Source organism: Conexibacter sp. SYSU D00693 (genome assembly GCF_017084525.1).
Classification (GTDB): domain Bacteria; phylum Actinomycetota; class Thermoleophilia; order Solirubrobacterales; family Solirubrobacteraceae; genus Baekduia.
This window is the reverse complement of the sequence record NZ_CP070950.1, coordinates 1,257,090-1,281,959: the sequence shown is the minus strand read 5'-3', so window position 1 is coordinate 1,281,959 and position 24,870 is coordinate 1,257,090. Positions and strand designations below refer to the sequence as shown.

The following is a 24,870-nucleotide window of genomic DNA, read 5'->3' as shown; positions in this document are numbered from 1 at the left end:
CCTTCGGTCCCCATCGCGTGCTGCGAGGGGTGGACCTCCGGATCCCGGAGGGCACGACCGCCGTGGTCCTCGGGCCGTCCGGCACGGGCAAGAGCGTGCTCATCAAGCACGTGATCGGGCTCCTCGCGCCCGACCGCGGCGAGGTGCTCGTGCACGACCGGTCGCTCTCGCGCATGAGCAGCTCGGAGGTGTTGGGGCTGCGGCGGGACATCGGCGTCATGTTCCAGGACGGCGCCCTGTTCAGCTCGATGACGGTGTTCGACAACGTCGCCTTCCCGCTGCGCCAGCACACCGACCTGCCCGACTCGACGATCCGCGAGGTCGCCGCCGAGCACCTCCAGGCCGTCGGTCTCTGGAACGCGCGCGACCGCATGCCCAACGAGCTGTCGGGTGGCATGAAGAAGCGAGCCGGCCTCGCGCGGGCGCTCGCGCTGGACCCGGGCATCCTGCTCTGCGACGAGCCCGATTCGGGGCTCGACCCGGTTCGCACGGCGCTCCTGGGCGAGCTGCTCAGGGAGCGCCACGAGGAGCTGGGCGGCACGGTCGTCGTCGTCACGCACAACATCGCGCTGGCCAAGCTGGTCGCCGAGCACGTCTCCCTGCTGTGGCAGGGCCGCATCGTCTCGAGCGGTCCCGCCGAGGAGGCCTTCAACTCCGACGACCCGTTCACCCGGCAGTTCCTGGCAGGGCAGACCGCCGGCCCGCTCGGGATGGACTGACGCCTGTCCCCATGCACCAGACCGCCATCGCCACGCCCGTCGACGACCTCCCGCGCGCCGTGCCTCCCAGTCAGGTCCGGGAGCGCGTCCTGCAGGCTCTCGCGCTCGGCGGCCGGCCCGTCCACCGGCTCGGCACGGCGCAGACCTCGGTCGCCTTCCTCGTCCGCGGCGGGGACCAGCCGCTGCTCACGCTCCTGCTGGACCGCCAGCCACCGGTGCTCGCGCCCGACGACGCCCCCGCTGAGGTGACGCTCGTGCTCGAGCCCGGCGACGTCGACCTCTTCGCCCGCGGCCGTCTGCAGATGGCCAACGCGCTGCTCGGCGGACGCGTGGTCTCCTCGGGGCCGGTGCGCCGCTACCTCCAGCGGGACCCGATCCTGCGGGCGCTGCTGCGACGCGTCGACGAGGGCGTCATGCCGGACGCGGCAGCCCCAGGCACCGCTCGGCCACGTCGTTGAGCACGAGCTCCTGGGCGACCGGCCCGATGCGCAGGGTCCGCACGAGCCACCAGTAGCGCGTCAGCCCGGTCTCCGGAGCGACGCCGAGGCCGCCGTGGACCTGGATCGCGCGGTCCAGCGCCTCGCCGCCGGCCTCGGCGCCGAGGTACTTCGCGACGTTCGCCGCGCGGGCCGCGGGGAGCCCCGCGTCGTGCTCGGCGGCCGCCCGGGCGACCATCGTCCCGGCCGCCTCCAGCCGGATCCACGCGTCCGCGAGCGGGTGGGCGACCCCCTGGTGGCCGCCCAGGGGACGGCCCCACACCTGGCGGTCGGTGACCCGGCGTGCTGCCAGCCCGAGGGCGTGACGGCCGATGCCGACGCACAGCGCGCCGGTCAGGACGCGCTCGACGCTCATCCCGCTGAAGGCCACGCGCAGCCCCTGGCCCGAAGCACCGATGCGGCGGTCGTCGCTGATGGCGACCTCGTCGAGGGAGACGGCGAACTGACGCTCGGGCACCTCGATGGCGGTGGGCATCGGCGACAGCCGCACGCCGGGCGCTTCGCGGTCCACCGCGAAGAGGGTGAGCTGCGCCCGGGCGTCGTCGCGGGCGGGCTCCGTCACGGCGAGGACGAGGAGCAGCGCCGCGCGGTCGGCGCCTGAGACCCAGTGCTTCTCGCCGCGGAGGACGTGGCCGCCGCCCGTGCGGCGTGCACGTGTGGCGATGGCGTGCGTGTTGCTGCCGGCGTCCAGCTCGGTCAGCGCGAAGGCCGCCCGCAGGCGGCCCCTGGCGACGGGCTCGAGCCACCGGCGCGCCTGGTCGGGCGTCGCGTGGGCCGCGAGCACGGCCCCGACGACGCCGGGGGAGAACAGCATGCCGAGGACGGGAGAGCCGGCGGCCGCGAGCTCCTCGACCACGACGGCCGTCTCTGCCAGGCCGCGGCCGCCACCGCCCACCTTGGCGGGCAGGTGGAGTCCCAGCCAGCCGCGCCGGGCCAGCGCCTCCCAGAGGCGGTCAGGGCTGTCGCGGCCCGCGAGCACGTCCGCGTGGTAGGTCGCGCCGAAGTCCGCGGCGAACGAGGCCACCTCCGCGCGCAGGCCGTCCTGGTGGCCTTCCACGTCGGCCACCGTAGCAGCGACTGAACGCCCGTTCACATGCTGCTCGTCACCCTGGTACGCTGGCCCGCAGTGATGCAAGCGATCGTTCACAGGCGGTGGGCTCGCTGCGCGTCGTGATCGTCGGCGGTGGTCTGGCCGGCCACCGCGCGGCATCCGTGCTGCTGCGTGACGGGTTCGCGGGCGAGGTGGTGCTCGTCGGCGATGAGCGCCATGCGCCGTACGACCGTCCGCCGCTGTCCAAGCAGGTGCTCGCCGGCACGATGGAGCCCGAGGCCTGTGTCTTCCCGCCGCTGGACGGCGTCCGCCACCAGGCCGGCGCGCCGGCCGTCGAGCTCGACGCCGACGCGCACGAGGTGCTCCTGGCCGACGGGACCGCCGTGCCCTACGACCGGCTGCTGGTGGCCACGGGACGGCGACCGCGCACGTCGTCCGTCGCCGCCGAGGTCGGCGGTGTGCTGACGCTGCGCGGGCTCGACGATGCCCTGGCGCTGCGTCACGCAGTTCGCCGCGCGCGCCGCGTGCTGGTGGTGGGCGCCGGCTTCATCGGCTGCGAGGTCGCGGCGACCCTGCGCGGCCTCGGCGTCGAGGAGGTCACGGTCGTCGAGCTGGCCTCCCAGCCGATGCCGGTCACCGGGCCGGAGGTCGGCCGCCGTGCGGCCGCCCTGCACGCCGCGCACGGGGTCGACCTGCGCCTGAGCACCAGTGTCGACGAGCTCGAGCCGGCGGGCTCGGGACAGCTCGCGCACCTGAGCGACGGCGCGACGGTCGCCTCCGACGTCGTCCTCGTCGCGCTCGGCTCGGTGCCCAACACCGACTGGCTGGCGGGCTCGGCGCTCGAGCTCGACGACCGTGGCGCCGTGGTCTGTGACGCGACGTGCTTGGCGGTCGGCGTCGAGGACGTGGCCGCCGCTGGGGACGTCGCCGCCTGGCCCCAGCCCTTGGCGGGCGGGGCGCCGGTGTCCATCGAGCACTGGGCCATCGCCCGGGACATGGGCCCCGTTGCGGCGCGCAACCTGCTCGCCACGGCCGAGGAGCGCAGGTCGTTCGCGCCGGTCCCCACGTTCTGGTCGGACCAGTACGACGTCAAGCTCAAGTCCGCCGGGCTGCTGTCCGCCGCCGACCGGTTCGTCGTCACCGAAGAGGAGCCGGACCGCCGGGCGCTGGTCGTCGAGGCGCTGCGCGGCGACGAGCTCGTCGGCGTCGTCGCCTGGAACCGGACGAAGAAGGTCATCGAGCACCAGCGGGCCCTCGCGGCCCGGCTGGTCGAGCAGGTGGCGGCGTGAGCGCCGGCACGACATCCAGCAGGAGGAGACCATGGCAGTAGCCGTCGATCGCCCGGCCCCGAGCCCGGGCACCCTAGGCCCGCCGACCATCGACGTCGCCGAGAACCGCACCCCGCCGGTGAAGTTCTGGGCGCTGCTCGGCGCGGTGATCCTGGCCTTCATCGCCTACGTGATCATCAGCTGGGTCACGGGGCCGTACTTCGAACGCGTCGAGCAGGGCCCCAGCGACCCGCCGACCTGGATGCAGGTCGAGCTCATCCTGTGGCAGGTCGTCTCCCTGCCCGCGGCGGCCTACCTGCTCTACCGCTTCGTCTGGCGACCGTGGCGGCGCGAGCGCACCGTGGGCGTCGACGGCGTGCTGCTGCTGGGCTTCTCGAGCCTCTGGTTCCAGGACGTGCTGAGCTCCAGCGGCGGCCACTGGTTCGTCTACAACACGTCGATGCTCAACTTCGGGAGCTGGGCCAACAGCATCCCGTGGTGGACCGCCTACGGCGAGCCCGGGGCGATGACCTCCGAACCGATCCTCTTCACCCCGGCGGCCTACGTCTACATCATGATCCTGGCCGCCTTCCTGGGCTGCAAGGTGATGAAGGCCGCGCGTGCGCGCTGGCCGCAGCTGGGCTCGCTGTCGCTGATCTTCATCTGCTACCTGGCGATGTGCCTCTTCGACCTCGTCCTCGAGGGCATCATCTGGCTGCCGCTGGGGGTCTTCGAGTACCCGGGTGGCCATTGGTCGATCTTCCCTGACAGCTACCACAAGTACCCGCTCAACGAGATGCTGACGGTGTCGGCGACCTTCACCGTGATGGCCTCGCTGCGCTTCTTCCTCGACGACCGCGGCCGGACCGTCGTCGAGCGGGGCGTCGACCACCTGCGCCTGCGGCCGGGCCGCAGCGTCCTCGTGCGCGCCCTGGCCGTCACCGCGGCGGTGCACCTCGGCATGTTCCTGACCTACAACGTCCCCAACACGTTCATCGGGATGAACTCCACGCCGTGGCCCGAGGACCTGCAGAAGCGGTCGTACTTCACGAACAACCTCTGCGGGGAGGGCACCGACCGTCCGTGTCCGGGCCCGGGCGTGCCGCACATCCGCGACCAGTCGGCCTACCCCAACACGGAGGGCACGGTGACGCCCGGCAGCAAGGGCGACCCCCTGCCCGCGATCATCCCGTTCGACCGGGGCGCCCCGGGCGGGAGCGAGTAGCCGGTGACTCCCGCGAGCCCGGCGGACGGCCGCTGGACGCTCCTGGCGAGCGCCGTGGCGGGCCGGCCCGTCGGGCTCGCGGTCGGCGCCGACGAGGCGTACTCCGACGGGCAGGACATCGTCCTGCCCGAGGGGCTCGCGGAGGTCCGCGACACCCTCGTCGTCCAGGCGGCGCTGCTGGCCGCCGGCAGCCTCGAGCCGCGCGTCGTCGCCCGCACGGCGGGACGCCGGCGCCTGCGCCGGCGCTACCTGGCGCTGGAGGTCCAGCGGGCCGTCGCCCTGCTCGGACCGGTCGTGCCGCGCACGGTCGCCGAGCGCGTCGGGCAGTTCGCCGACGGGCCGCCGACCGCCTCGGCGGAGGCGTCGCTCGAGCGCGCGCTCTCCGCCCGGGAGGTGTCCGAGGCGCCCGCGTGGTGCGGCACGATCAGGCCGGGACGCGTCCTGCTGGCAGGGGTCCAGGCCGGCGCCAGCGCGCCGACCGAGGACGACCAGGCCGGCACGAGCCGTGGCAGGCCGCTCGACGAGCTCGACGACGAGGAGGAGAGCGAGCGCAGCCGCATCATGGAGCTCTTCTCGGCGCCGGTCCTGCGCAACCCGTTCGCCGATCTCATCCAGGGCCTGCTCGGCGCTGGGCGCGCGCCGTCCGACGACGGGTCCGGCGGGGAGGACGTGCCGATCGGCGGCAACCGCATCGGCCCGGTGGGCGACCAGGCCAGAGCAGCCGCGGCTGCCCCGTCGATCGAGCTGGCGCTCGAGGCGCTGCAGGCGCCCACCGGCGCCCGCCACCCGGAGTGGGACTGGCAGGCCGGTCGCTACAAGCCCGACTGGTGCACGGTCGTCGAGTACGACCCGCGGCTGGATCCCGAGGCCGAGCCGGCACCTGGCCGTGACCGCCAGGTCGAGCGCCAGCTGGCACGGCTGGGACTGGCTCCACAGCGCCACCGCCGCCAGCAGCAGGGCGACGTGCTGGACCTCACCGCGGTCGTGGACCTCGCCGTGGATCGCGCCGCCGGCCGCCAGGGCGACGACCGCATCTACGAGACGAAGCTGCGCACCGCCCACGACCTCGGCGTCGTCGTCCTGCTGGACAGCACCGGCTCCACCGGCGACAGCGAGGACGGCCAGAAGGTCTTCGACGAGCAGCGACGGGTCGCCGCTCACCTCCTGGCGTCCCTCGACGAGCTGGGCGACCGCGTCGCCGGCTACGCCTTCCAGTCCTACGGACGCGGCGCCGTGCGCTTCCTGCGCATCAAGGGCTTCGACGACCGCTACGACCACGCCGCCCGTCGGCGCCTGGGGACGCTCGCACCGTCGGGCTTCACGCGGCTTGGCGCCGCGATCCGCCATGGGACCTCGCTGGTCACCGAACGCGCCGGGACGGTGAACCAGCTCGTCGTGGTGGTCGGCGACGGCCTGCCCTACGACGACGGCTACGAGCACCGCTACGCCCAGGAGGACAGCCGACGGGCACTCGAGGAGGCGGTCAGCGCCGGCGTCGGCTGCGCGTGCATCAGCGTGCGCACCGCCACCGAGGACGACGTCCTCGAGCGGGTGTGGGGGCACGTCCCGTACCTGCGCCTGGAGCGCTCCGAGGACCTGGCACGCCACGTGCTGGGCCTGCTTCGGCGCGGGCTCAAGCAGGCTGACGACGTCACCCGCTCGAGCCCGCTTGCGGCTGCGGGCCCGCTGGCCGCTCAGGCCGCCCCGCGGTAGCCGAGCGCGTACTCGGCGACCATCGAGCGGTGCAGCTGGTTCTGGCCCTCGACGATCTGGAACACCTTCGCGTCGCGGAAGTGGCGGGCCACGTGGTACTCCTCGTGCGTGCCGTAGGCGCCGTGGATCTGCACTGCGGCCGTCGCGGCGGACATCGCGACGTCGCTGGCGTGCATCTTGGCCAGGGAGGCCTCGCGCCTGGCGCGCAGCCCCTCGTCGCGCTTGGCGGCGTAGTCGTAGGTCATCGCCCGGGCGCCGTCGATGCCGACGACCATGTCGGTGACCATCGACTGCACGAGCTGGTAGCGGCCGATCTCCTGGCCCTGGACGATCCGCTCGCGGGCGTAGGCCGTCGAGCGGTCCAGGCAGTCCTGGGCGAGGCCGAGCGCCCGCGACGCGACGCCCAGGCGGCCGGTCTCGACGGCCGCCATCGCGACGCCGTAGCCCTGGCCCTCCTCACCGACCCGGTTCGCGGCGGGGACCGTGACGCCTTCGAGGAAGACCTCGCCGGTGGCGACCCCGCGGAAGCCGAGCTTGTTCTTGAACGGGCGCAGCGTCAGGCCGGGGGTGTCGCGCGGGACGAGGAAGGCGCAGACGGCGCCGCGGCCGCCGGACCTGTCGAGCGTGGCGAAGGTCAGGACGTAGTCGCAGACGTCGATGAGGCTGATCCACGTCTTCGCGCCGTCGATCACGTAGTGGTCGCCCTCGCGCCGGCAGGTCGTCTGCATGTCGGCGACGCCGGTGCCTGAGCCGGGCTCCGTCACGCCGGCCGAGAAGATGAGCTCGCCGCGGCACAGGCGCGGCAGGAACTCCTGCTTCTGCTCCTCGCTGCCGTACTGGAGCAGCCCGGCGCCGGCGAGGCCGCTGGGGAACGACATGACCAGGCCCATGAGGTGGTCGGTCCGCGACATCTCCTGGAGCAGGGCGGAGAACGCAACGTGGCTGAGGCCGGTCCCGCCGTACTCGGTGGGGACGATGCCGCCGAGGAGGTCGAGCTGGCCGAGCTCGCGCACCAAGCCGCGGTCGAAGCGCTCCTCGCGGTCGCGCTCGATGACCCCCGGAGCGACCCGGCCCGCGGCCACGTCGCGCACGGTGTCGAGCATCATCTTCGTGCTGTGGTCCAGCGCTGGATCGCCGGGCGCCACGGCCTGGTGGGTCATCTGTCGTCCTCCTCGGGAAGTGGAGGGACGATGGTACTAGACCTGGGAACGATCGTTCACGTAGGATGCGCTCGGCTGGCGATCACGAGCGGAGGAGCGGACCATGGAGCAGGCGATGTCCAACGTGGCGGAGGCGGAGGCGCTGGGCGCGCCCGTGGAGGCCCCCACCGTGTGCGAGGCCTTCCAGCGTCTCGTGGCACAGCAGCCTCATCGTGTCGCCCTGCGCACGCTCGACGACCGCGAGCGCCTGACCTGGTCGCAGCTGGACGAGCGGGTTCGTGCCGTCGCTGGCGGCCTCTCCCGGCTGGGCGTCGGCAAGGCGGACACCGTGGCGATGCTGCTGCCCAACTCGGTGGTGTGCCACCTGGTCGACCTCGCCGCCGTCCACCTCGGCGCCGTGCCGTTCACGATCTACAACTCCTCGTCGGCCGAGCAGGTCGCCTACCAGCTGCGCAACGCCGACGCCACCGTCCTGGTGTGCGAACGATCGTTCCTGCCGCGCGTCGAGGAGGCCCGGCGGGACCTGCCCGCTCTGGCCCACGTCATCGTGACCGACGGAGACGGCGGGACGACGACGCTGGCGGAGGTCGAGGCCGCCGGCGCCGACGTCGACGTCGAGGCGGCGTGGCGTGCCGTCGGTCCCGAGGACCTCGTGACGATGATCTACACCTCGGGCACCACCGGTCCGCCGAAGGGCGCGCAGTGGGCCCACCGCACGGTGATGTCGCAGCTGCGGTCCTTGGGCGCCGTGGTGCCCCTCGCCCAGGACGACGTCATCTCGTTCCTGCCGATGGCCCACGCGGGCGGCCGCATCACGTCCCACTACATGGCCCTCGTGCACGGCGCCACGATCACCGTCTGCCCCGACATGCGCGAGCTGCCGACCTACCTCGCGCAGGTGCATCCCGACACGCTGTTCTCCGTCCCGCGTCTCTGGGAGAAGTTCCAGGTGGCGATCGAGGGGATGGTGCAGGCCCTGCCCGACGACCAGCGTGAGGCGGCCCAGCGCGCCATCGCCGAGGGACTCGAGGAGGCCCGCGCGCAAGAAGCCGGGGGCGTCGTGCGCGAGGACGGGGTCGCGCGGACCTCCCGCGCGGAGCGGCTGACCGTGCTGCGCCCGGTGCTCGCCCGGCTCGGGCTCGACCGCATCCGCTCGGCGTTCGTGGGCGGCGCCCCGAGCGCCCCCGAGCTGTCGCAGTTCTTCCGGGCGGTCGGCGTGCCGCTGCTCGAGGCCTACGGCCTGACCGAGGGCAGCCTGAACGTCTTCAACCGCATCGAGGAGTTCAAGGGCGGGACGGCCGGCCTGCCGCTGCCCGACGTCGAGCTGCGCCTCGCCGCCGACGGCGAGATCCTCGTCCGCAGTCCGCTGAACTTCGTCGGCTACCGCAACGACCCGGAGAAGACCGCCGAGACGCTCGACACCGACGGCTGGCTGCACACCGGCGACATCGGCCGCCTGGACGAGGACGGCTACCTCACCGTCGTCGACCGCAAGAAGGAGATCATCATCAGCGCCGCGGGCAAGAACATGTCGCCGGCGAACATCGAGCAGGCCATCAAGGCCGAGAGCTCGCTCATCGGGCAGGTCGTCTGCATCGGCGACGGCCGGCGCTACAACACGGCGCTCATCACGCTGGACCCCGAGGCCGCGCAGGTCCACGGTGCGCGCCTGGGCCTCGAGGCCGGGGCGTTCGAGGAGCTCGTCGGCCATCCCGAGGTCCGGGCGGAGGTCGAGCGGGCGGTCGGGCGCGGCAACGCGCGGCTGTCGACGGTCGAGTCGGTGCGCAAGTTCACGCTGTTGGCCGACGTCTGGCTGCCCGACACCGAGGTCCTGACCCCGACGGCCAAGCTCAAGCGCCGCGCCGTCGACGCCCGCTACGCCGAGCAGATCGAGGCGATGTACGCCGAGTAGGCGGCCCGGGCGCTCAGGCCCGCAGGCCGAGGCTGCCCGAGATGATCTCGCGCTGGATCTCGTTCGTGCCGGCGTAGATCGGCGGCGCGAGCGTGTTGCGCACGTGGCGCTCCATGTCGTACTCGGTGGCGTAGCCGTAGCCGCCCATCATCTGCATGCCCTCGAGCGCGACGTGCTTCGCGGTCTCGGTGACCTTGAGCTTGGCCATCGACGTGAGCTTCGTGCGCTCGAGCGGCGCGCCGCGCTGCTGGTCGACGGCCTGAGCGACCTCGTAGGTCAGCAGCCGGCAGCACTCGATCTCCGTCGCGAGGTCGGCAATCCGGTGGCGCAGCGCCTGGAAGGTGCCGATCGGCTTGCCGAACTGGCGGCGCTCCTGGACGTAGGACAGCAGGTCCGACAGCGCGCGCTCGGCCATGCCGAGCCCCTGGGCGGCCGCGACGAGGCGCTCGCCGTCGAGCCCGGCCATGATCTGCTTGAAGCCCGCGCCCTCCTCGCCGACCACGGCGTTCGCGGGGACCTCGACGTCGGTGAGGAAGAGGTCGTTGACCTCGCGCCCGCCCATGGTGTCGATCGGCCGGACCTCGAGGCCCTCGGCGTCCGCAGGGACCTCGAAGAGCGTGAGGCCGTCCTGGGGGCGGCCGTCGCGCGAGGTCCGCGCCAGCAGCAGGACGTGGGTGGCGTACTGGGCGTAGGAGCACCAGGTCTTCTGGCCGTTGATGACGAAGCGGTCGCCGTCGCGCGCCGCGCGGCAGGCCACCGCGCCGACGTCCGAACCCGCGCCCGGCTCGGAGATGCTGATCGACATCACGTCGCCGTCGACGATCGCGCCGAGGACGCGCGCGCGCTGCTCCTCGTCGCCGAAGCGCTTGTAGACCCCGGCGACCGTGGAGGACGAGCCGGCGCCGGCGATCGGCGCCATGCCCCGGTAGACCTCCTCGAAGAACAGGCACTGGTCGACGAGCGTCCCGCCGCTGCCGCCGTAGGCCTCCGGGATCGACACGCCCAGCCAGCCGAGCGCTGCGACCTTGGCGTAGAGCTCGCGGCTGTGGGCCTCGAGGCCCCCGTCGGTGAGGGCGTCGCGCTGCTCGCGGCTGCCGCACTCGCGCTCGCAGAAGTCGCGGATCGCCTCGGCGAAGGCCTGCTGCTCGTCAGAGAGCCTCATGGGCCGAGCATACACGCGACTGCAAACGATCGTTAGCGTCGGTGGAACGCTCTCGGCGGGCGCCGAGGCGCCGGCGTCAGTGCCCGGCGCGGGCGGCCGGGCGCTCCGCGAGGGCCGCCAGCGCGCCGAGGGCGAGCTGCGCGAGGAGGCCCGCGAGGTCCTCGGCCTTGCGGGCCGATGCGGGCCACATGCCGACGGCGTTGAGCAGGGTCAGGGCGGCGAAGACCGCCGTCGTGGCCTCCTGCTCGCTGCGCTCCGGGTAGGCCCGGCGCACGCAGTCGATCCAGCGAGCGATGTACGGGCGCTCACGCCGGCTGTGGCGTCGGCGGTACTCCGGCGCCAGCGAGGAGTCGTCGCGCACGAGGATGGTCGACAGCTCGCGGTGCTCGACCACGAAGGAGGCGTGGGCCTGCGCGAGGAACTCGAGCTCGGCCAGCGGCTCGTCGTCGTCGAACTCGCGGCCGACGCGCGCGAGCAGGGCGTCCAGCGCCTCGTCGAAGAGCGTGCCGAGGATCTCGTCCTTGCCCTTGAAGTGGCGGTAGATGGCCGGCCCGGTGATGCCGGCCTTCGTGCCGATCTCGTCGATCGCGACGGCGTGGAAGCCACGCTCGAAGAACAGCCGTTGGGCGGCGGCGAGGATCTTCCTGTCCCGTGCAGCAGCGATGGGCGGGCATGGTACCCGAGGGCCCGACCTCTGGCCGCGCGTGAACGATCGCTCACGAACGCGTAGTCTGGCGGCCATGAACCTCGTCGAGGCCGAACCCGGGGTCCGCCTTCACGTGCAGGACCTGGGAGGCGGGTCGCCGGTCGTCCTGCTCGCCGGCTTCGGCCTCAGCCACACCGTCTGGGACCGGCAGGTCCGCGTCCTCACCGGGGCGGGCCGCCGCGCCGTCTGCGTGGACCTCCGGGGCACGGGGGGCTCCGACAAGCCCCTGGGGGGCTACGGGGTCGAGCGCCTCGCCGCCGACGTCGAGGCCGTGCTGGACGCCCTCGGGCTCGATCGCGTCGCGCTGGTGGGCTGGTCCTTCGGCGGCCAGGTCGGCTTCCGCCTTGCGGCGGCCGGCCGCGTCGAGCGACTGGTGCTGGTGACGTCCAACGGCGTGCGCGCCTCGCGCTCTGAGGCCTTCCCGTTCGGGGCGCCCGCCGACGCCGTGGAGCCGCGCTTGGTCGAGGCCGAGCACGCCGACCGGCTGGCGGCCCGCCGGGCGACGGTGGCCTCGGGCTTCCGTCCCCCGGCGCCCGCGCACGTCGTCGACCACCTCGTGCAGGTCCAGCTGGCGATGCCTTCCTGGGCGGCCGTGGCCTCCTACCGCTCCTACCTGCGCAGCGACCTCAGCCACCTGCTCGACGAGGTGCGCGTGCCGGTCGTGCAGGTGATGGGCGCCGACGACCCGGTGATGCCGCTGCGCGGCGCCGCGTGGCTGCAGGAACGCCTGGCCGACGGGCGGCTGGTCGTCCTCGAGGGCTGCGGCCACTACCCGATGTTCGAGGTGCCAGACGCCTTCGACGCGGCGTTGCTCGACGCCCTTCCGTGAACGTTCGTTATCATGCGACGCGTGCTCCGTCAGGGCCTCAGCACCGACCTCGCGGCCTTCCGCTCGGGCGTCCGGCGCTTCTTCGAGGACGAGCTGGTGCCCGAGCGCGACGCCTGGGAGCAGGCCGGCCGTCCCCCGCGGTCGTTCTGGCAGCGCGCGGCCGAGCGGGGGCTGCTGGGCGTCGGTGTGCCCGAGGACCTGGGCGGCCTGCCCGGCTCGACGTTCCGCCACTCCGCGGTGGTGACCGACGAGGCCCAGCGCGCCGGGCTGACCCTCGGGGGCCTGCGGGTCCAGACCGACATCTGCATGCCGTACTTCCTCGAGCACGCCTCCCGCGAGCAGCAGCGCCGCTGGGTGCCACGGCTGACCTCCGGTGAGGCGGTCTGCGCGCTGGCGATGTCCGAGCCGGCCGCCGGCAGCGACATGAAGGCGATGGCCACGACAGCCCGGCGCGAAGGCGACCACTACGTCGTCAACGGCGCCAAGACGTTCATCACCAACGGCCTGAGCGCCGACGTCGTGGTGCTGGCAGCCAAGACCGATCCCGGGGCCGGGCGCCGTGGCATCAGCCTCTTCGTCGTCGACGCCGCCACGCCCGGGTTCGAGCGGGGGCGCAAGCTCGAGAAGGTCGGCCTGCGCACCCAGGACCTCGCGGAGCTCTTCCTCACCGACGTGCGGGTCCCCGCCACGGACCGCCTGGGGGAGGAGGGCCGTGGCTTCGAGTACCTCAGCAGCAACCTCGCGCAGGAGCGCCTGTCCATCGCGCTCAACAGCCAGGCGGCCGCCTCAGCGTGCCTCGAGCGCACGCTCGACGCGGTGCGCGGGACCGGCCCCGACCAGGCGGCCAAGTTCGAGCTGGCCGCCTGTGCCGCCTCCGTGCGCGCCGGTCACGCCCTCGCCGACCAGGCCCTGGACGACCACTGCGCGGGACGCCTGGACGCCGCAGGCGCCGCCGCCGTCAAGCTCTTCTGCACCGAGCTGCAGAGCGACGTCGCCGACCGCTGCCTGCAGGTGCTGGGTGCCGCCGCCTACGACCGTCGCCACCCCGTCGGCCGGGCGTTCGCGGATGCCCGCGTGAGCCGGATCTACGGCGGGTCCAGCGAGATCATGAAGGTCATCGTCGCCAAGGCCCTGGGTCTCTGACGGCGATGGCGACCAACCGAAGGAGCTCCATGCGCAGCGCCGTCATCGTCGACGCCGTCCGGTCCCCCATGGCCAAGGGCAGGGCGCCCAGGGCCGACAGGCCGGGTGGGGCGTTCAGCACCCTGCACCCGGCCGAGCTGCTGGGCCAGACGCTCCGAGCGCTGGTCGACCGCAACGACGTCGACCCGGGCGAGGTCGACGACGTCATCGTCGGCTGCGTCAGCCAGGTCGCCGAGCAGGCCGGCCCCGTCGGCCGCTGGGCGTGGCTGGGCGCGGGGCTGCCCGAGCACGTGCCCTCCACCACGATCGATCGGCGCTGTGGCTCCAGCCAGCAGGCCGTCGACTTCGCGGCGATGGGGATCATGACCGGGGTCTACGACGTGGTCGTGGCCGGCGGCGTCGAGTCGATGAGCCGCGTGCCGATGTTCACCGCGCGCCAGGGCCGCGACCCCTACGGTCCGTCGGTGAACGCCCGCTATGCGCCGGGGCTCGTGCCGCAGGGCATCTCCTCCGAGCTCATCAGCCAGCGGTGGGGGATCGACCGCCACGAGCTCGACGTGTTCGCCGCCCGCTCGCACCAGGCCGCTGCCACGGCTGACCTGCGCGCTGAGCTCGTACCGATCTCCGTTCCCGCCAACGGCGTGCCCGGGCGGGTCGTCGACGCCGACGAGACGATCCGTCCGCAGACGACGGTCGAGGCGCTCGGCGAGCTGCCTTCGGCCTTCGACCAGCCCGAGTGGCGCGAGCGCTTCCCGGACCTGGGCTGGCACACGACGGCGGGCAACTCCTCGCAGCTCAGCGACGGTGCCGCGGCGCTGCTGCTCATGAGCGAGGAGCGCGCCTCGCAGTTGGGCCTCCGCGCCCGCGCGCGCATCCATGCGATGGCCGTCGCCTCCGCGGACCCGATCCTCATGCTGACCGGCCCGATCCCGGCCACCGAGAAGGTGCTCGAGCGCACCGGCATGGCGATCGACGACTTCGACCACGTCGAGGTCAACGAGGCCTTCGCGCCCGTCCCGCTGGCCTGGCAGCGCCACTTCGGCGCCGACCTCGAGAAGCTCAACCCGCGCGGGGGCGCGATCGCGCTGGGCCACCCGCTCGGGGCGTCGGGCGCGCGGCTGATGACGACGATGCTCCACGGGCTCGAGGAGACCGGCGGGCGCTGGGGCCTCCAGACCATGTGCGAGGCCGGGGGCATGGCCAACGCGACGATCATCGAGCGGCTCTAGGGGGCTGAGGCATGGACTGCAACGGGATCTCCGCCGTCGTCACCGGCGGGGCGTCAGGCCTGGGCCGGGCGACGGTCGAGCGGCTGGTGGAGGCGGGCGCGCAGGTCGTGCTCGTCGACCTCGAGTCGTCGGCGGGCGAGCAGGTCGCCGCCGGGCTCGGCGACGCCGTGACCTTCGCGCCCGCGGACGTCCGCGACGCCGAGGCGGTCGACGCGGCGTTCGCGGCCGCCGAGGAGCTCGGCCCGCTGCGCGTGCTGGTGCACTGCGCCGGGCGCGGCGGCGCGGTGCGGCTCGTGGGCCGGGACGGCGAGCCGGGGTCGCTGGAGACCTACAGCGAGGTCGTCGGGATCAACCTCATCGGCACGTTCAACGTGCTGCGCCTCGCCGCCGCGCGGATGGCGCGCAGCGAGCCCGTCGACGGCGAGCGCGGCGTCTGCGTGCTCACGGCGTCGGTGGCGGCGTTCGAAGGCCAGATCGGCCAGATCCCGTACGCCTCGGCGAAGGCCGGCATCCACGGGATGACGCTCGTGGCGGCGCGTGACCTGGCCGGCAGGCTCATCCGGGTCTGCACGATCGCGCCCGGGACGTTCGACACGCCGCTGCTGGCGCGCCTGCCGGAGGACGTCAAGGCGTCGTTGGCCACGTCGGTGCCGCACCCCAGCCGGCTCGGCGATCCCGACGAGTATGCGCGCCTGGCGCTGCACATCGTCGACAACCCGATGCTCAACGGGGAGACCATCCGGCTCGACGGCGCGATCCGGATGGCGCCGCGGTGACCACCGCCTCCGCGCGGGAGGCCGGGCTCGGGGACCTCGCCGAGGAGCACGAGTCCTTCCGCGAGAGCCTGCGCACCCACCTCGAGCGCGTCGCCGTGCCCCAGCGGGAGCGCTGGGCGGCGCAGGGCAGCGTCCCTGGCGACGTGCTCACGGCCGCCGCCGCTCACGGCTTCACGGCGATGGCGGCGCCCGAGGAGGCGGGCGGGCTGGGCGTCGACGACCTGCGCTTCTCGGCCATCGTCCTGCAGGAGGCGGCCCGGGCCGGGCTGACCGCCCTCGGCCTGGTGCTGCTGGGCCACGGGGACCTGCCGGCGCGCGCGCTGCGCGCAGCGCCTGGCGAGGCGATGTTGTGGCTGCGTGCGATCGTCGACGGTGAGCTGCGCGCGGCGACGGCGCTGGACACACCCGATCTGCGCCTCGACGACGGCGGGGCGGTGCACGGGCGTCAGCCCGCGGTCGTGGGCGGTGCCGACGCCGACCTGCTCGTCCTCGCCGTCCGGCGCGACGCCGGGCAGGTGCTCGTCGCCGTCGCGACCGACGACCCGGCGGTGCGGCGCGGGACCGGCGCTGCGCCGGTCGGCCTCGCGGCGGCTGGTCTGGCCGAGGTCGAGCTCGACGGCGCCCGCGCCACGGTGCTCGAGGGCGCCGACGTCGAGGCGCTGGTCGCCGACGAGCGGCTGCTGCTGGCCGTCGCGTCCGTCGCGGCGGGCCGTGCGGCGCTGGCGACGACCGTGGCCTACGTGACCGACCGCCGGGCCTTCGGCACGCCGATCTCCGGCTTCCAGAACACGCGCCAGCTGCTCGGCCAGGCGGCGGCGGAGCTCGAGGCGGCCGAGGCGCACGTCGAGCGCTGCCTGGCGCGCCGCACCGGCGCGGCGGCCGCCGACGGGGCCGACGCGGCGGCGGTCAAGCTCCATGCCGCCGAGGTCCTCGGCCGCGTCGTCGATGCCGGCGTGCAGCTGCACGGCGGCTACGGCTACATGCTCGAGTACCCCATCGCCCGCGCCTTCGCCGACGCCCGCTTCCTGCGCCTGCACGGCGGCAGCACCCAGCGGCTGCGCGACGAGGTGGCGGTGGGCCTGCTCGGTGGGTGACGCAGGGCCGGTCGCCCGCTAGGCTAGGAAACGTTCACTAACTGGGTGCGCCGCTGGCGTGCCCCTGAGCAGGAGGACCAGATGGCCAAGACCCCTCGCACGCTCGCCGGCAAGGTCGTCATCGTCACCGGCGCGGCCGGCGGCGTCGGCGGCGCGTTGGCGCGCCAGCTCTACCAGGAGGGCGCCCACGTCTCGATCTGCGACATCAACGCCGACGCCGTGGCGGCCAAGGTGCAGGAGGTCTCCTCGGGCGCCGGAGCCGGCCGCATCATCGGGCGCGCGCTCGACCTCGCCGACCGCGCGGCTTACACGGCGTTCATCGAGTGGACCGAGGAGCAGCTCGGGGCCCTGGACGTCCTGGTCAACAACGCCGGCATCATGCCCGTGGGGCCGTTCGAGCAGGAGCCCGAGGCGACGGCGGCCAAGCAGGTCGACGTCAACCTCCACGCGGTGCTGCACGGCACGAAGGAGGCGCTCAGGCGCTTCAAGCCTCGCGGCCACGGCCACGTCGTGAACGTCGCGTCGGGTGCCGGGTGGGTCCCGGGCGCCGGCGGCGCCACGTACTCAGCGACGAAGTTCGGCGTGGTGGGCCTCACCGAGGCCCTCGCGCTCGAGCTCCACGGCAGCGGCGTGGACGTGTCGGTGGTCGCGCCGGCCGTGATCAAGAGCCAGATGTCGACCGGCATCGGCGAGGTCAAGGGCCTCAAAGCCAGCTCGCCCGACGAGGTCGCGGCCGCCATCGTCGAGGGGCTCAAGCAGCCGCGCTTCGCGATCTTCGTGCCCAAGGCGATGGGCGTGATGGCCCTGACGTACTCGGTCCTGCCCTACCGCGTGCGCGGCTTCCTGGCGCGGGTGACCGGCTCGGACAAGCTGCTGCTCAACGTCGACACCGCCGCGCGCGAGCGCTACGAGGCGGCGGTCCTGGGCGGCGCCGCGCAGGGGCCGGCGCCGGCGGCGCCGCAGGGCAACGGCAAGGCGCCCAAGGAGCGGGCGGCCGCCTGAGTCAGGGCTGGGCGAAGGGCACGACCATCATCGTGCCCTTCGCGCTGCTGCACAGCCGGCCGTCGCCGTCGAGCACATCGACGTCGATGAAGACCAGCGTGCGGCCGCGCTTGGTCGTACGGCCGTGGAACGTGAGGGGCGCCAGTGCGGGGCGCTGGAACTGGACGGTGAGGCTCGCGGTGGCGATCGCATGGCCGTCGGGCGCCTCCATCATCCCGAGCGCCCCCATGACCTGATCGGCGGCCGCGGCGACCAGGCCCCCGTTGACCCCGCCGTTGGGGTTGGGGGTGAGCGGTGCGCGGGCGAGGTGGAAGACCCCCTCGCCGTCGCCGAGCCGGCCGCAGGTCATGCCCAGGTCGTCGGCCAGCGGCAGGCGGTTGGCCCACGCCAGCCACTCGTCCGACGTGCCGCCCTGCGGCGCGAACCAGGTCTCGCGGCTCATCGCCCCTGCCAGACCGCCGGGCGCTTCTCGACGAACGCTCGGGCGCCCTCGGCGGCGTCCTGCGAGCTGCGGATGACCTGCATGAGCGGCTCCTGGAGGCGGAAGGCCTCCTCGACGCTGACGTCCTGGGCCTGGAGCATCACCTGCTTGGAGAGCCGCACGCCCAGCGGCGCGTTGCCGGCGATCTCCTTCGCGATGCGCATGGCGACCTCGAGGGCACCGCCGGACGCGGTGAGGTGGTTGACGAGCCCGAGCTCGTGGGCGCGCGGGGCGGGCAGCGGGCGCCCGGTGAGCACGTGCTCGACCGCCAGCCCGTAGGGGATCCGTCGCGGCAGCCGGATCGCACCGCCCGCCGCGGCGGCGAGGCCGAGCTTGACCTCGGGCAGGCCGAAGACCGCGTCCTCAGCGGCGACGATGACGTCCGCCGCGAGCGCGATCTCGGTGCCGCCTCCCAGCGCCGCGCCCTCCACTGCGGCGATCAGCGGCTTCTCGGGCGGGCGCCGGCAGATCCCGAACTGCCCGCGCCCTTCCACGATCGGCCGCTCGCCTGTGGCGTCGAGCGCCTTGAGGTCCATCCCCGCGGAGAACGTCCCGCCCGCCCCGGTGATGACGGCGACGCGCACCGCGTCGTCGGCGTCGACGGCGTCGAGGGCGTCGGAGATCGCCTGGGCGGTGGCCTTGTCGATCGCGTTGCGCCGCTCGGGCCGGTCGATGGTCAGCACGGCGATGCCGCCGGCGGTCGTCTCGTGCCGCAGGCCTGCAGGGACGACGGGGTGGGAGATGTCCATGGCCCTGCATCGTACTGAACGAACGTTAACTGAATCACCTGGACGTCCACCAACCCGCCGGGTGGCCCGACCGGGAACGATCGTTTGTCAACGACCGTTCACACTGCGCTATCCTCCATCGCGAGATGCCGACCACCGAGAGCGAGGACTGCTGATGGGCGCCCCAGTTCCCAACGACGCGCGGCTCAAGGGCCCGTTCAAGCCGATGCGCTTCGAGGCGACCGTCGAGGACTGCATCGTGTCGCAGGGCGAGATCCCCGAGGACCTCGCCGGCGGCTTCTACCGCACGGGTCCCACGTGGAAGCGGCCGACCAAGCAGGGCACCAACGGCCTGCTCTCGATGGACGGCATGGTCCAGGGGCTGGTGATCGCCGACGGGCGCGCCGACTTCCGCAACCGCTGGGTGCGCACCCCGAAGTACCTGCTGGAGGACCAGCACGGCAAGGGGATGTTCGAGTGGTCCGACGGCCAGTGGAACGACTGGCGCAACTTCGGCTACGGCACGGTGAAGCGCGACGAGCACACGCTGGGCGTCTCGCAGGGGACCGCCAACATCAACGTCTTCCCGTTCGCTGGCGAGGTGCTGGCCGCCAGCGAGCAGGGTGGCCCGCCCATCGCCATCGACCCGTTCACCCTCGAGACCAAGGGCTTCGTGCGCTGGTCCACCAAGCTGTCTCCGGGCCTGCACGAGCCCGCCGCCTACGGCGACGCCGCGTTCACCGCGCACCCGAAGTGGGACCACGAGACCGGCGAGCTCTACGGCTGGGCCTACCGGGACGAGCGCCCGTACGTGACGATCCACAAGATCCTCCCGGACGGGGCGGTCTTCACCCGCGAGCTGTGGGACGCCCCCTACAACTCGGTGGCCCACGACATCTGGCTCACGACGGACTACGTCGTCCTGCCCTTCCAGCCGTTCATCGCGTCGACGAAGCGCATCGAGCAGGGGCTCGGCGTCTTCGGCTGGGACACCGACCTGCCCATCGTCCTCGGGCTCATCCCGCGCCACGACTTCGCCGACGGCGAGATCCGCTGGATCGAGGCGGACATCGAGCCCGAGTACGTCATGCACACGCTGCAGGCCAACAGCGACGGCACGACGCTCACGTTCGACGCGCCGATCTTCGACCGGCCGCCGTTCCCCTTCGAGTTCGACTTCCGCGAGGGCGACGACGTCGCGCTGTTCTTCTCGATCGCCAAGAGCACGCTCGGGCGGTGGACGCTGGACCTCGAGACGGGCAAGCTCACCTCCGAGCGCCTCAGCGACCGCCCGTCCGAGCTGCCGAAGGTCGACGAGCGCTTCTACGGCAAGGGCTACCGCAACGGCTTCCTCGTCGGCGGGGACGCCAAGCGCAACGGGATGTCGATGAAGAGCGTCATCCACTACGACGTGGTGACCGGCGAGGAGCGGGAGTTCCGCATCCGCAACGACCAGCCGCTGGCGGTGCTCGAGCCGACGTTCGCGCCGCGCACCCCCGACGCGCCGGAGGGCGACGGCTACCTCATCGTCCCCGTCTCGCGCTGGGCCGAGAACCTCGGCCAGTTCATGGTCTTCGACACCGACGACATCGCCGCCGGCCCGGTCTGCACGATCGACATCCCGTTCCTCATGGGGTGGACCCCACACGGCCACTGGATGGACTTCCGCGGCGGCGGCCCGGGTTCGGGCAACGGCCACGCCCGCGGCGAGGCCACGGCGGGCCGGCCGCTGGCCGGGGTGCGCTGATGCGGGTGCTCATCGACACGGCCCGGTGCGAGGCCCATGGCGACTGCGTCATGGCCGCGCCCGACGTCTTCGACCTCGACGAGGAGGACAACGTCGCGGTCCTGCTCATGGCCGACCCGCCCGAGGCGCTGCGCGAGCAGGTCCGGCAGGCGGCCGACGACTGCCCGGTGGCCGCGATCCGCCTCGAGGGCTGATCGTGGCCTCCCAGATGGTCGACGAGCGCCGGTCCGCGGCCCCGTTCTACGCGCCCGTCGGCCGCGAGGTGGAGGTCTTCGAAGCGGCCGCGCGGCGCGGCCTGCCGGTGATGCTCAAGGGCCCGACCGGCTGTGGCAAGACGCGGCTGGTCGAGCACGTCGCCCACCGTCTCGGCGTCTCGCTGCACACGGTGAGCTGCCACGAGGACATGACCGCCAGCGACCTGCTCGGCCGCTACGTCCTGCAGGGCGGCGACACCGAGTGGATCGACGGTCCGCTCACCCGTGCCGTTCGCGAGGGCGGCATCTGCTACCTCGACGAGGTCGTCGAGGCCCGTCAGGACGCCACCGTGGCCATCCACTCGCTCACCGACCACCGGCGCGAGCTCCATCTCGAGCGCCGCGGCGGCATGACGCTGAAGGCGGCCGAGGGCTTCTGCCTCGTCGTCTCCTACAACCCGGGCTACCAGAGTGTCCTCAAGGACCTCAAGACCTCCACCCGCCAGCGGATGGTGGCCATCGAGCTCGACTTCCCGACCGCGGAGGTCGAGCGCGAGGTCCTCCGTCGGGAGGCGGGCGTGGACGAGGGGGTGGCCGACGACCTCGTGGCCCTGGCCCAGGCCATCCGCCGAGTCAAGGACGCGGGCTTGAGGGAAGCCGCTTCGACGCGCACGCTCATCGCCGCGGGGCAGCTCATCGCCGAGGGCCTGTCGTTCACCGAGGCGGCGACCGTGGCGGTCGCGGGCCCGCTGACCGACGACCCGCAGCTGCGCCAGGGGTTGCTGGCCATGGTGGAGTCCTACGGTTCGGCGTGAGGGGTCGTTCAGCGCCCCCCAGGTACGCGCTCCGTGCCTGGACTTGCGCAACCCAGTGAACGAGAGTTAGCGTAGGGTCGAAGCGCGCGGCGGACCTCGCCGGCGCGACGCGGGAGGGGTCCACGCAGTGAAGGTCATCGTCGACAGCTCGAGGTGCGACGCCCACGGCGACTGCGTCATGGCGGCGCCCGACGTCTTCGCCCTGGACGAGGACCACGTCGTCCTGCTGCTCGACCCGACGCCCGGTGAGGAGCAGCGATCGTGCGTCGAGGACGCCGTTCGGCGCTGTCCGGTCCAGGCGATCTCCATCGACGACTGACCGGCTGGCGACGCACGGGGCTTCGCCGCTAGGGGAAGATCGCGGAGGCCCCCGAAGGACAGGTCCACCGTGGTCGAGACGACAGCCCGCCAGCCCCCGCGCCGATCCGTGATCCAGGCCAAGCTGGCGGTCCCCCCGCTGCCGGACCACTTCGCGGAGCGCCCGCGCCTGCGGGAGCGACTGGTCGCCCTGCTGCAGAGCAAGCGCCTCGTGCTGCTGGCGGCCACCGCAGGCTCGGGCAAGACCACCGCCCTGGTCGAGGCGCTGGCGTCGGCCGACACCGAGGTGGCGTGGTTGACGGTGGACCGCTCCGACGCCGCGCCAGGGCGCCTGGTCACCTACGTGGAGGCCGCGCTGGCGCGCGTGGTCCCGGAGGTGGAGGGCGTCGCGACCGACGCGATGGCGGCGGCGATCCCGCAGCCGGAAGCGGCGGGCCTGGCCGCCGAGGCGGTCGGCGACCGGCCCCTCACTGTGGTCTTCGACGAGCTGGAGCAGCTCGGCGACGCCGACGAGCCTTGGGCGATCGTCGATGCCGTCCTGCGCTACGCGCCGCCGGCCGTGCGCTTCGTCCTGGTCAGCCGGCGGGCCCTGCCGTCGTCGCTGCGCGCCGTCCGGGCGGCGGACATCGCGGTCCTCGGCGATCGCGACCTCGCGTTCACCGCCGAGGAGGCCGGCCGCGCGCTCGAACGCTGCGGCAAGAGCGGGGCCGATGCCGAGCACGCGGTGCGCACGACCGACGGGTGGGTGACCGGCGTGCTCTTCGAGGCCTGGCGTTCCGGCGGCGCGCTGGAGGGGCTGGGCGGCGAGACGGACCCGCTCTACGGCTACCTGGCCTCGCAGATCCTCGCCGAGCTCCAGCCGCACCAGCGCGAGTTCCTCGTGGTGACGTCGCTGCTCGACGAGGTGACGGCGGCCCGCGCCTCGGCGCTGGCCCTGCCCGACGCGGCCCAGCGCCTGCGGGAGCTGCGCGCCGTGCACCTGCCGGCCACGTGGAGCGCCGACGGACGCACCTTGCGCCTGCACTCCTACCTGCGCGACTTCCTGCGCGCGGAGCTCCAGGACCGCGACGAGGCGGAGGTCCATCGGCTGCGCCTGGCCCACGCCCAGCGCCTCGAACGCGAGCGCCACGACGAGCTGGCCACCGAGGAGCTGCTCGCCCTCGGCGAGCTCGAGGCGGCGCTGCGGCCGGCGGAGCGGGCGATCATCCCGGTCGTCGAGCGCCTCGACGTCGAGGTCGCGGAGCGGTGGCTGGCGACGCTGGCGCCGGTTCGGCGCCTCGTGGCCTCGCGGCTGGACGTCGCCGAGCTCATGATCGGCGTGGCCCACGACCAACCGGCGCGGGCCAGCGCCCTGATCGATCGACTCGGCGAGGCCGGCCAGCGCGACGCCCTGGCACGGGCCGACGAACGGGCGCCGTGGCTGGTCATCTGGTGCCTGCTCTTCATGGCGCGCTTCGACGAGGCCGAAGCCCTGCTGGAGCACGTGGACGCCGGGGCCGAGCAGGACGTCGTGCGGATGACGATGGGCGCGGTGATGGACCTGCCGGACGCACCGACCGACGTCGTCGTCGGCGACCTCGGCCCGCTGCACGCCATGGCGCACGTGGCGCTGTTCTGCCGCGGGCAGCTCACGGCCCTCACCGAGGCACGGGCCACTCGCTGGCTCTCGGTGATGGAGGGCCCGTGGCAGATCGCCGCCCTCCGCGCGCTGGGCAAGACCAGCGAAGCGCTGGAGCTCCTGCTGCCGGCGCTCGAGCGGCCGCTCAACCGCCAGCCACTGCTGACCTGGGCGGCGCCCGAGGTCTTCCTCGACGCCGGTCGCCACGACGAGGCGGCGGCGGTGATCGAAGAGGGCCGCCGGCTCGCCTTCGCGGGCGGCGGCCCGCCATGGCAGGCCGGCGCCCGGCTGGCCGAGGCCAAGTACGCGCTGCGGGTGGACCGCGACCCCGAGCGCGCCCGCGCAGCGCTGGAGGCTCCCGAGTGCGTGCGCGCCGCAGAGCAGATGACGTTCATCGCCGAGCTGGCCGACACCTGGTACGGGCTCGCGCTCCTGCTCGAGGACCGCGACGACGAGGCCCTCACCCGTCTGCGACGCGTCGCGAGCTCCATGCAGCACAACAAGCGTCTGCTCGAGCTGCCGTGCGCGGCGGTCTGGCTGGCGGAGGCGGAGTGGCGCGCCGGCAACGAGGAGGCCGCCGACCGGGCGGCCGACACGGCACTGGCCGCCGCCGGCGCGCAGGGCTCCAACCACCTGCTCCTCCAGGCCTTGGGCCGGTTCCCGTCCGTGGCCTCCCGCCGGCTGGATGCCGAGCGCGACCGCGACTCGGCCTGGCACCAGGTCGCGCGCTCGCTGTCGGCCGCGGCGGTGGAGGTCGCCGGCGTCCGGGCCCGGGTGGAGCTGCTCGACCTCGGCCAGGCCGTCCTGCGAGTGGACGGGGAGGACCAGCGCCCGCGGATCGCCAAGAGCTACGAGGCGCTGGCCTACCTGAGCACGGCGCCCGGCCGGCGGGCACCGCGCGAGGCGCTGCTCGAGGCGCTCTTCGGCGAGCGTCGCGACGACGGCGCCAAGGCCTACCTGCGCCAGGCACTGCACTGGCTGCGCAAGACGCTGCCCCCTGAGGCGATCAGCGTCCAGGACGGCGTCGCGCACCTGCGCCCCGACGTGGGGGTCCGCGCGCAGTCCCAGGACGTCGAGGTCCGGCTGCTCGAGGCGGCGCGGTTGCGTGGCCAGGAGCGCCTGGACGCGGCGCTGCCGGCCCTCGAGGCCCTCGAAGGTGAGTACCTGCCGGGTCCGCGCGGACCCTGGGCGCTCGAGCGACGGGAGCAGCTGCGCTCCACCGCCACGGAGCACCGCTACGAGACCGCCACGGTCGCCTTCGACCTCGGCCGGTACGACCGGGCCGCCGACCTCGTCGAGGAGGTCCTTGGGCACGAGCCCTTCCGGGAGGCCGCGTGGCGGCTGCGCATGCGCGTCCTCGAGGCCCTCGGCGACGACGACGCGGTCCTGCGCGCGTTCCACGCATGCGAGCAGGCGCTCGCCGAGTTCGGGGCGGCCCCGTCCAGCAGCACCCGCCGGTTGCTCGAGGCGCTGCGGCGCTAGC

23 protein-coding genes are annotated in these 24,870 nt (G+C 73.6%); 17 read left to right on the top strand and 6 right to left on the bottom strand.

Features of this window, described 5'->3' with window-relative positions; translation table 11 throughout:
* Positions 1–29: 29 nt before the first annotated feature.
* Positions 30–719, top strand: coding sequence for an ABC transporter ATP-binding protein (locus JUB12_RS06460; protein WP_241004443.1), 690 nt, complete (start codon positions 30–32; stop codon positions 717–719).
* Positions 720–730: 11 nt separating this feature from the next.
* Entirely contained in the window at positions 731–1,177 is a 447-nt protein-coding gene (locus JUB12_RS06455) for a hypothetical protein (protein WP_205698802.1), read from the top strand.
* Here JUB12_RS06455 and JUB12_RS06450 read toward each other — a convergent pair.
* Entirely contained in the window at positions 1,131–2,273 is a 1,143-nt protein-coding gene (locus tag JUB12_RS06450; protein WP_205698801.1) for an acyl-CoA dehydrogenase family protein, read from the bottom strand. The genes JUB12_RS06455 and JUB12_RS06450 overlap by 47 nt on opposite strands.
* 95 nt (positions 2,274–2,368) lie before the next feature.
* Between JUB12_RS06450 and JUB12_RS06445 the strand changes: the two genes are divergently transcribed.
* The 3 genes from JUB12_RS06445 to JUB12_RS06435 are packed head-to-tail and all read left to right on the top strand — an operon-like array spanning position 2,369 to position 6,473.
* On the top strand, positions 2,369–3,556 hold the full coding sequence (locus JUB12_RS06445; protein ID WP_205698800.1) for an NAD(P)/FAD-dependent oxidoreductase: 1,188 nt from the start codon (positions 2,369–2,371) through the stop codon (positions 3,554–3,556).
* Positions 3,557–3,587: 31 nt separating this feature from the next.
* Positions 3,588–4,760 carry a spirocyclase AveC family protein gene (locus tag JUB12_RS06440; protein WP_205698799.1) on the top strand — a complete coding sequence of 391 codons (1,173 nt, stop codon included), beginning with the start codon at positions 3,588–3,590 and terminating at the stop codon, positions 4,758–4,760.
* Between the two features lie 3 nt (positions 4,761–4,763).
* Positions 4,764–6,473, top strand: coding sequence for a nitric oxide reductase activation protein NorD (locus JUB12_RS06435; protein WP_205698798.1), 1,710 nt, complete (start codon positions 4,764–4,766; stop codon positions 6,471–6,473).
* On the opposite strand, the gene JUB12_RS06430 is transcribed toward JUB12_RS06435, so the two are convergent.
* Positions 6,455–7,633, bottom strand: a complete 1,179-nt coding sequence (locus JUB12_RS06430) for an acyl-CoA dehydrogenase family protein (RefSeq protein WP_205698797.1) — start codon at positions 7,631–7,633, stop codon at positions 6,455–6,457. The genes JUB12_RS06435 and JUB12_RS06430 overlap by 19 nt on opposite strands.
* Positions 7,634–7,736: 103 nt before the next feature.
* On the opposite strand from JUB12_RS06430, the gene JUB12_RS06425 reads away from it, so the two are divergent.
* Entirely contained in the window at positions 7,737–9,545 is a 1,809-nt protein-coding gene (locus JUB12_RS06425; RefSeq protein WP_205698796.1) for a long-chain fatty acid--CoA ligase, read from the top strand.
* Between the two features lie 13 nt (positions 9,546–9,558).
* Here JUB12_RS06425 and JUB12_RS06420 read toward each other — a convergent pair whose 3' ends face one another.
* Together JUB12_RS06420 and JUB12_RS06415 are read right to left on the bottom strand one after the other, a co-directional pair.
* A complete protein-coding gene (locus JUB12_RS06420) occupies positions 9,559–10,707 on the bottom strand; it encodes an acyl-CoA dehydrogenase family protein (RefSeq protein ID WP_205698795.1) in 1,149 nt (382 codons plus the stop codon).
* Between the two features lie 76 nt (positions 10,708–10,783).
* On the bottom strand, positions 10,784–11,449 hold the full coding sequence (locus tag JUB12_RS06415) for a TetR/AcrR family transcriptional regulator (RefSeq protein ID WP_205698794.1): 666 nt from the start codon (positions 11,447–11,449) through the stop codon (positions 10,784–10,786).
* Here JUB12_RS06415 and JUB12_RS06410 point away from each other — a divergent pair.
* The 6 genes from JUB12_RS06410 to JUB12_RS06385 all read left to right on the top strand — a co-directional run bounded on the left by JUB12_RS06410 (position 11,448) and on the right by JUB12_RS06385 (position 17,486).
* The gene (locus tag JUB12_RS06410) at positions 11,448–12,242 is read left to right on the top strand and encodes an alpha/beta fold hydrolase (protein ID WP_205698793.1); all 795 of its coding nucleotides are present in this window, start codon (positions 11,448–11,450) and stop codon (positions 12,240–12,242) included. The two genes, JUB12_RS06415 and JUB12_RS06410, sit on opposite strands and share 2 nt — an antisense overlap.
* Before the next feature lie 12 nt (positions 12,243–12,254).
* Entirely contained in the window at positions 12,255–13,385 is a 1,131-nt protein-coding gene (locus JUB12_RS06405) for an acyl-CoA dehydrogenase family protein (RefSeq protein WP_205698792.1), read from the top strand.
* Positions 13,386–13,414: 29 nt separating this feature from the next.
* Entirely contained in the window at positions 13,415–14,614 is a 1,200-nt protein-coding gene (locus tag JUB12_RS06400; protein ID WP_205698791.1) for a thiolase family protein, read from the top strand.
* Between the two features lie 11 nt (positions 14,615–14,625).
* A complete protein-coding gene (locus JUB12_RS06395) occupies positions 14,626–15,390 on the top strand; it encodes an SDR family NAD(P)-dependent oxidoreductase (protein ID WP_205698790.1) in 765 nt (254 codons plus the stop codon).
* Positions 15,387–16,484, top strand: a complete 1,098-nt coding sequence (locus JUB12_RS06390; protein WP_205698789.1) for an acyl-CoA dehydrogenase family protein — start codon at positions 15,387–15,389, stop codon at positions 16,482–16,484. The genes JUB12_RS06395 and JUB12_RS06390 overlap by 4 nt, the downstream gene beginning before the upstream one ends.
* An 81-nt stretch (positions 16,485–16,565) precedes the next feature.
* Positions 16,566–17,486, top strand: coding sequence for an SDR family NAD(P)-dependent oxidoreductase (locus tag JUB12_RS06385; protein ID WP_205698788.1), 921 nt, complete (start codon positions 16,566–16,568; stop codon positions 17,484–17,486).
* Between the two features lies 1 nt (position 17,487).
* Here the strand turns inward: JUB12_RS06385 and JUB12_RS06380 are convergent, their stop codons facing one another.
* Together JUB12_RS06380 and JUB12_RS06375 are read right to left on the bottom strand one after the other, a co-directional pair.
* Complete coding sequence (locus JUB12_RS06380) at positions 17,488–17,928, bottom strand: PaaI family thioesterase (protein ID WP_205698787.1); 441 nt, start codon at positions 17,926–17,928, stop codon at positions 17,488–17,490.
* Positions 17,925–18,716: a crotonase/enoyl-CoA hydratase family protein gene (locus JUB12_RS06375; protein ID WP_205698786.1), complete on the bottom strand. Its 792-nt coding sequence runs from the start codon at positions 18,714–18,716 to the stop codon at positions 17,925–17,927. The genes JUB12_RS06380 and JUB12_RS06375 overlap by 4 nt, the downstream gene beginning before the upstream one ends.
* A gap of 154 nt (positions 18,717–18,870) precedes the next feature.
* On the opposite strand from JUB12_RS06375, the gene JUB12_RS06370 reads away from it, so the two are divergent.
* The 5 genes from JUB12_RS06370 (at position 18,871) to JUB12_RS06350 (ending at position 24,869) form a co-directional block, all read left to right on the top strand.
* Positions 18,871–20,442 (top strand): carotenoid oxygenase family protein, encoded by a 1,572-nt coding sequence (locus JUB12_RS06370; RefSeq protein ID WP_205698785.1) that lies wholly within the window; start codon positions 18,871–18,873, stop codon positions 20,440–20,442.
* On the top strand, positions 20,442–20,636 hold the full coding sequence (locus JUB12_RS06365) for a ferredoxin (RefSeq protein WP_205698784.1): 195 nt from the start codon (positions 20,442–20,444) through the stop codon (positions 20,634–20,636). Before JUB12_RS06370 ends, JUB12_RS06365 begins: the two co-directional genes overlap by 1 nt.
* Before the next feature lie 14 nt (positions 20,637–20,650).
* On the top strand, positions 20,651–21,451 hold the full coding sequence (locus JUB12_RS06360) for a CbbQ/NirQ/NorQ/GpvN family protein (protein ID WP_205699714.1): 801 nt from the start codon (positions 20,651–20,653) through the stop codon (positions 21,449–21,451).
* Between the two features lie 127 nt (positions 21,452–21,578).
* Complete coding sequence (locus tag JUB12_RS06355) at positions 21,579–21,770, top strand: ferredoxin (RefSeq protein ID WP_205698783.1); 192 nt, start codon at positions 21,579–21,581, stop codon at positions 21,768–21,770.
* A 108-nt stretch (positions 21,771–21,878) separates the two neighbouring features.
* Positions 21,879–24,869, top strand: a complete 2,991-nt coding sequence (locus tag JUB12_RS06350; protein WP_205698782.1) for a BTAD domain-containing putative transcriptional regulator — start codon at positions 21,879–21,881, stop codon at positions 24,867–24,869.
* The last annotated feature ends 1 nt before the right edge of the window (position 24,870 follow it).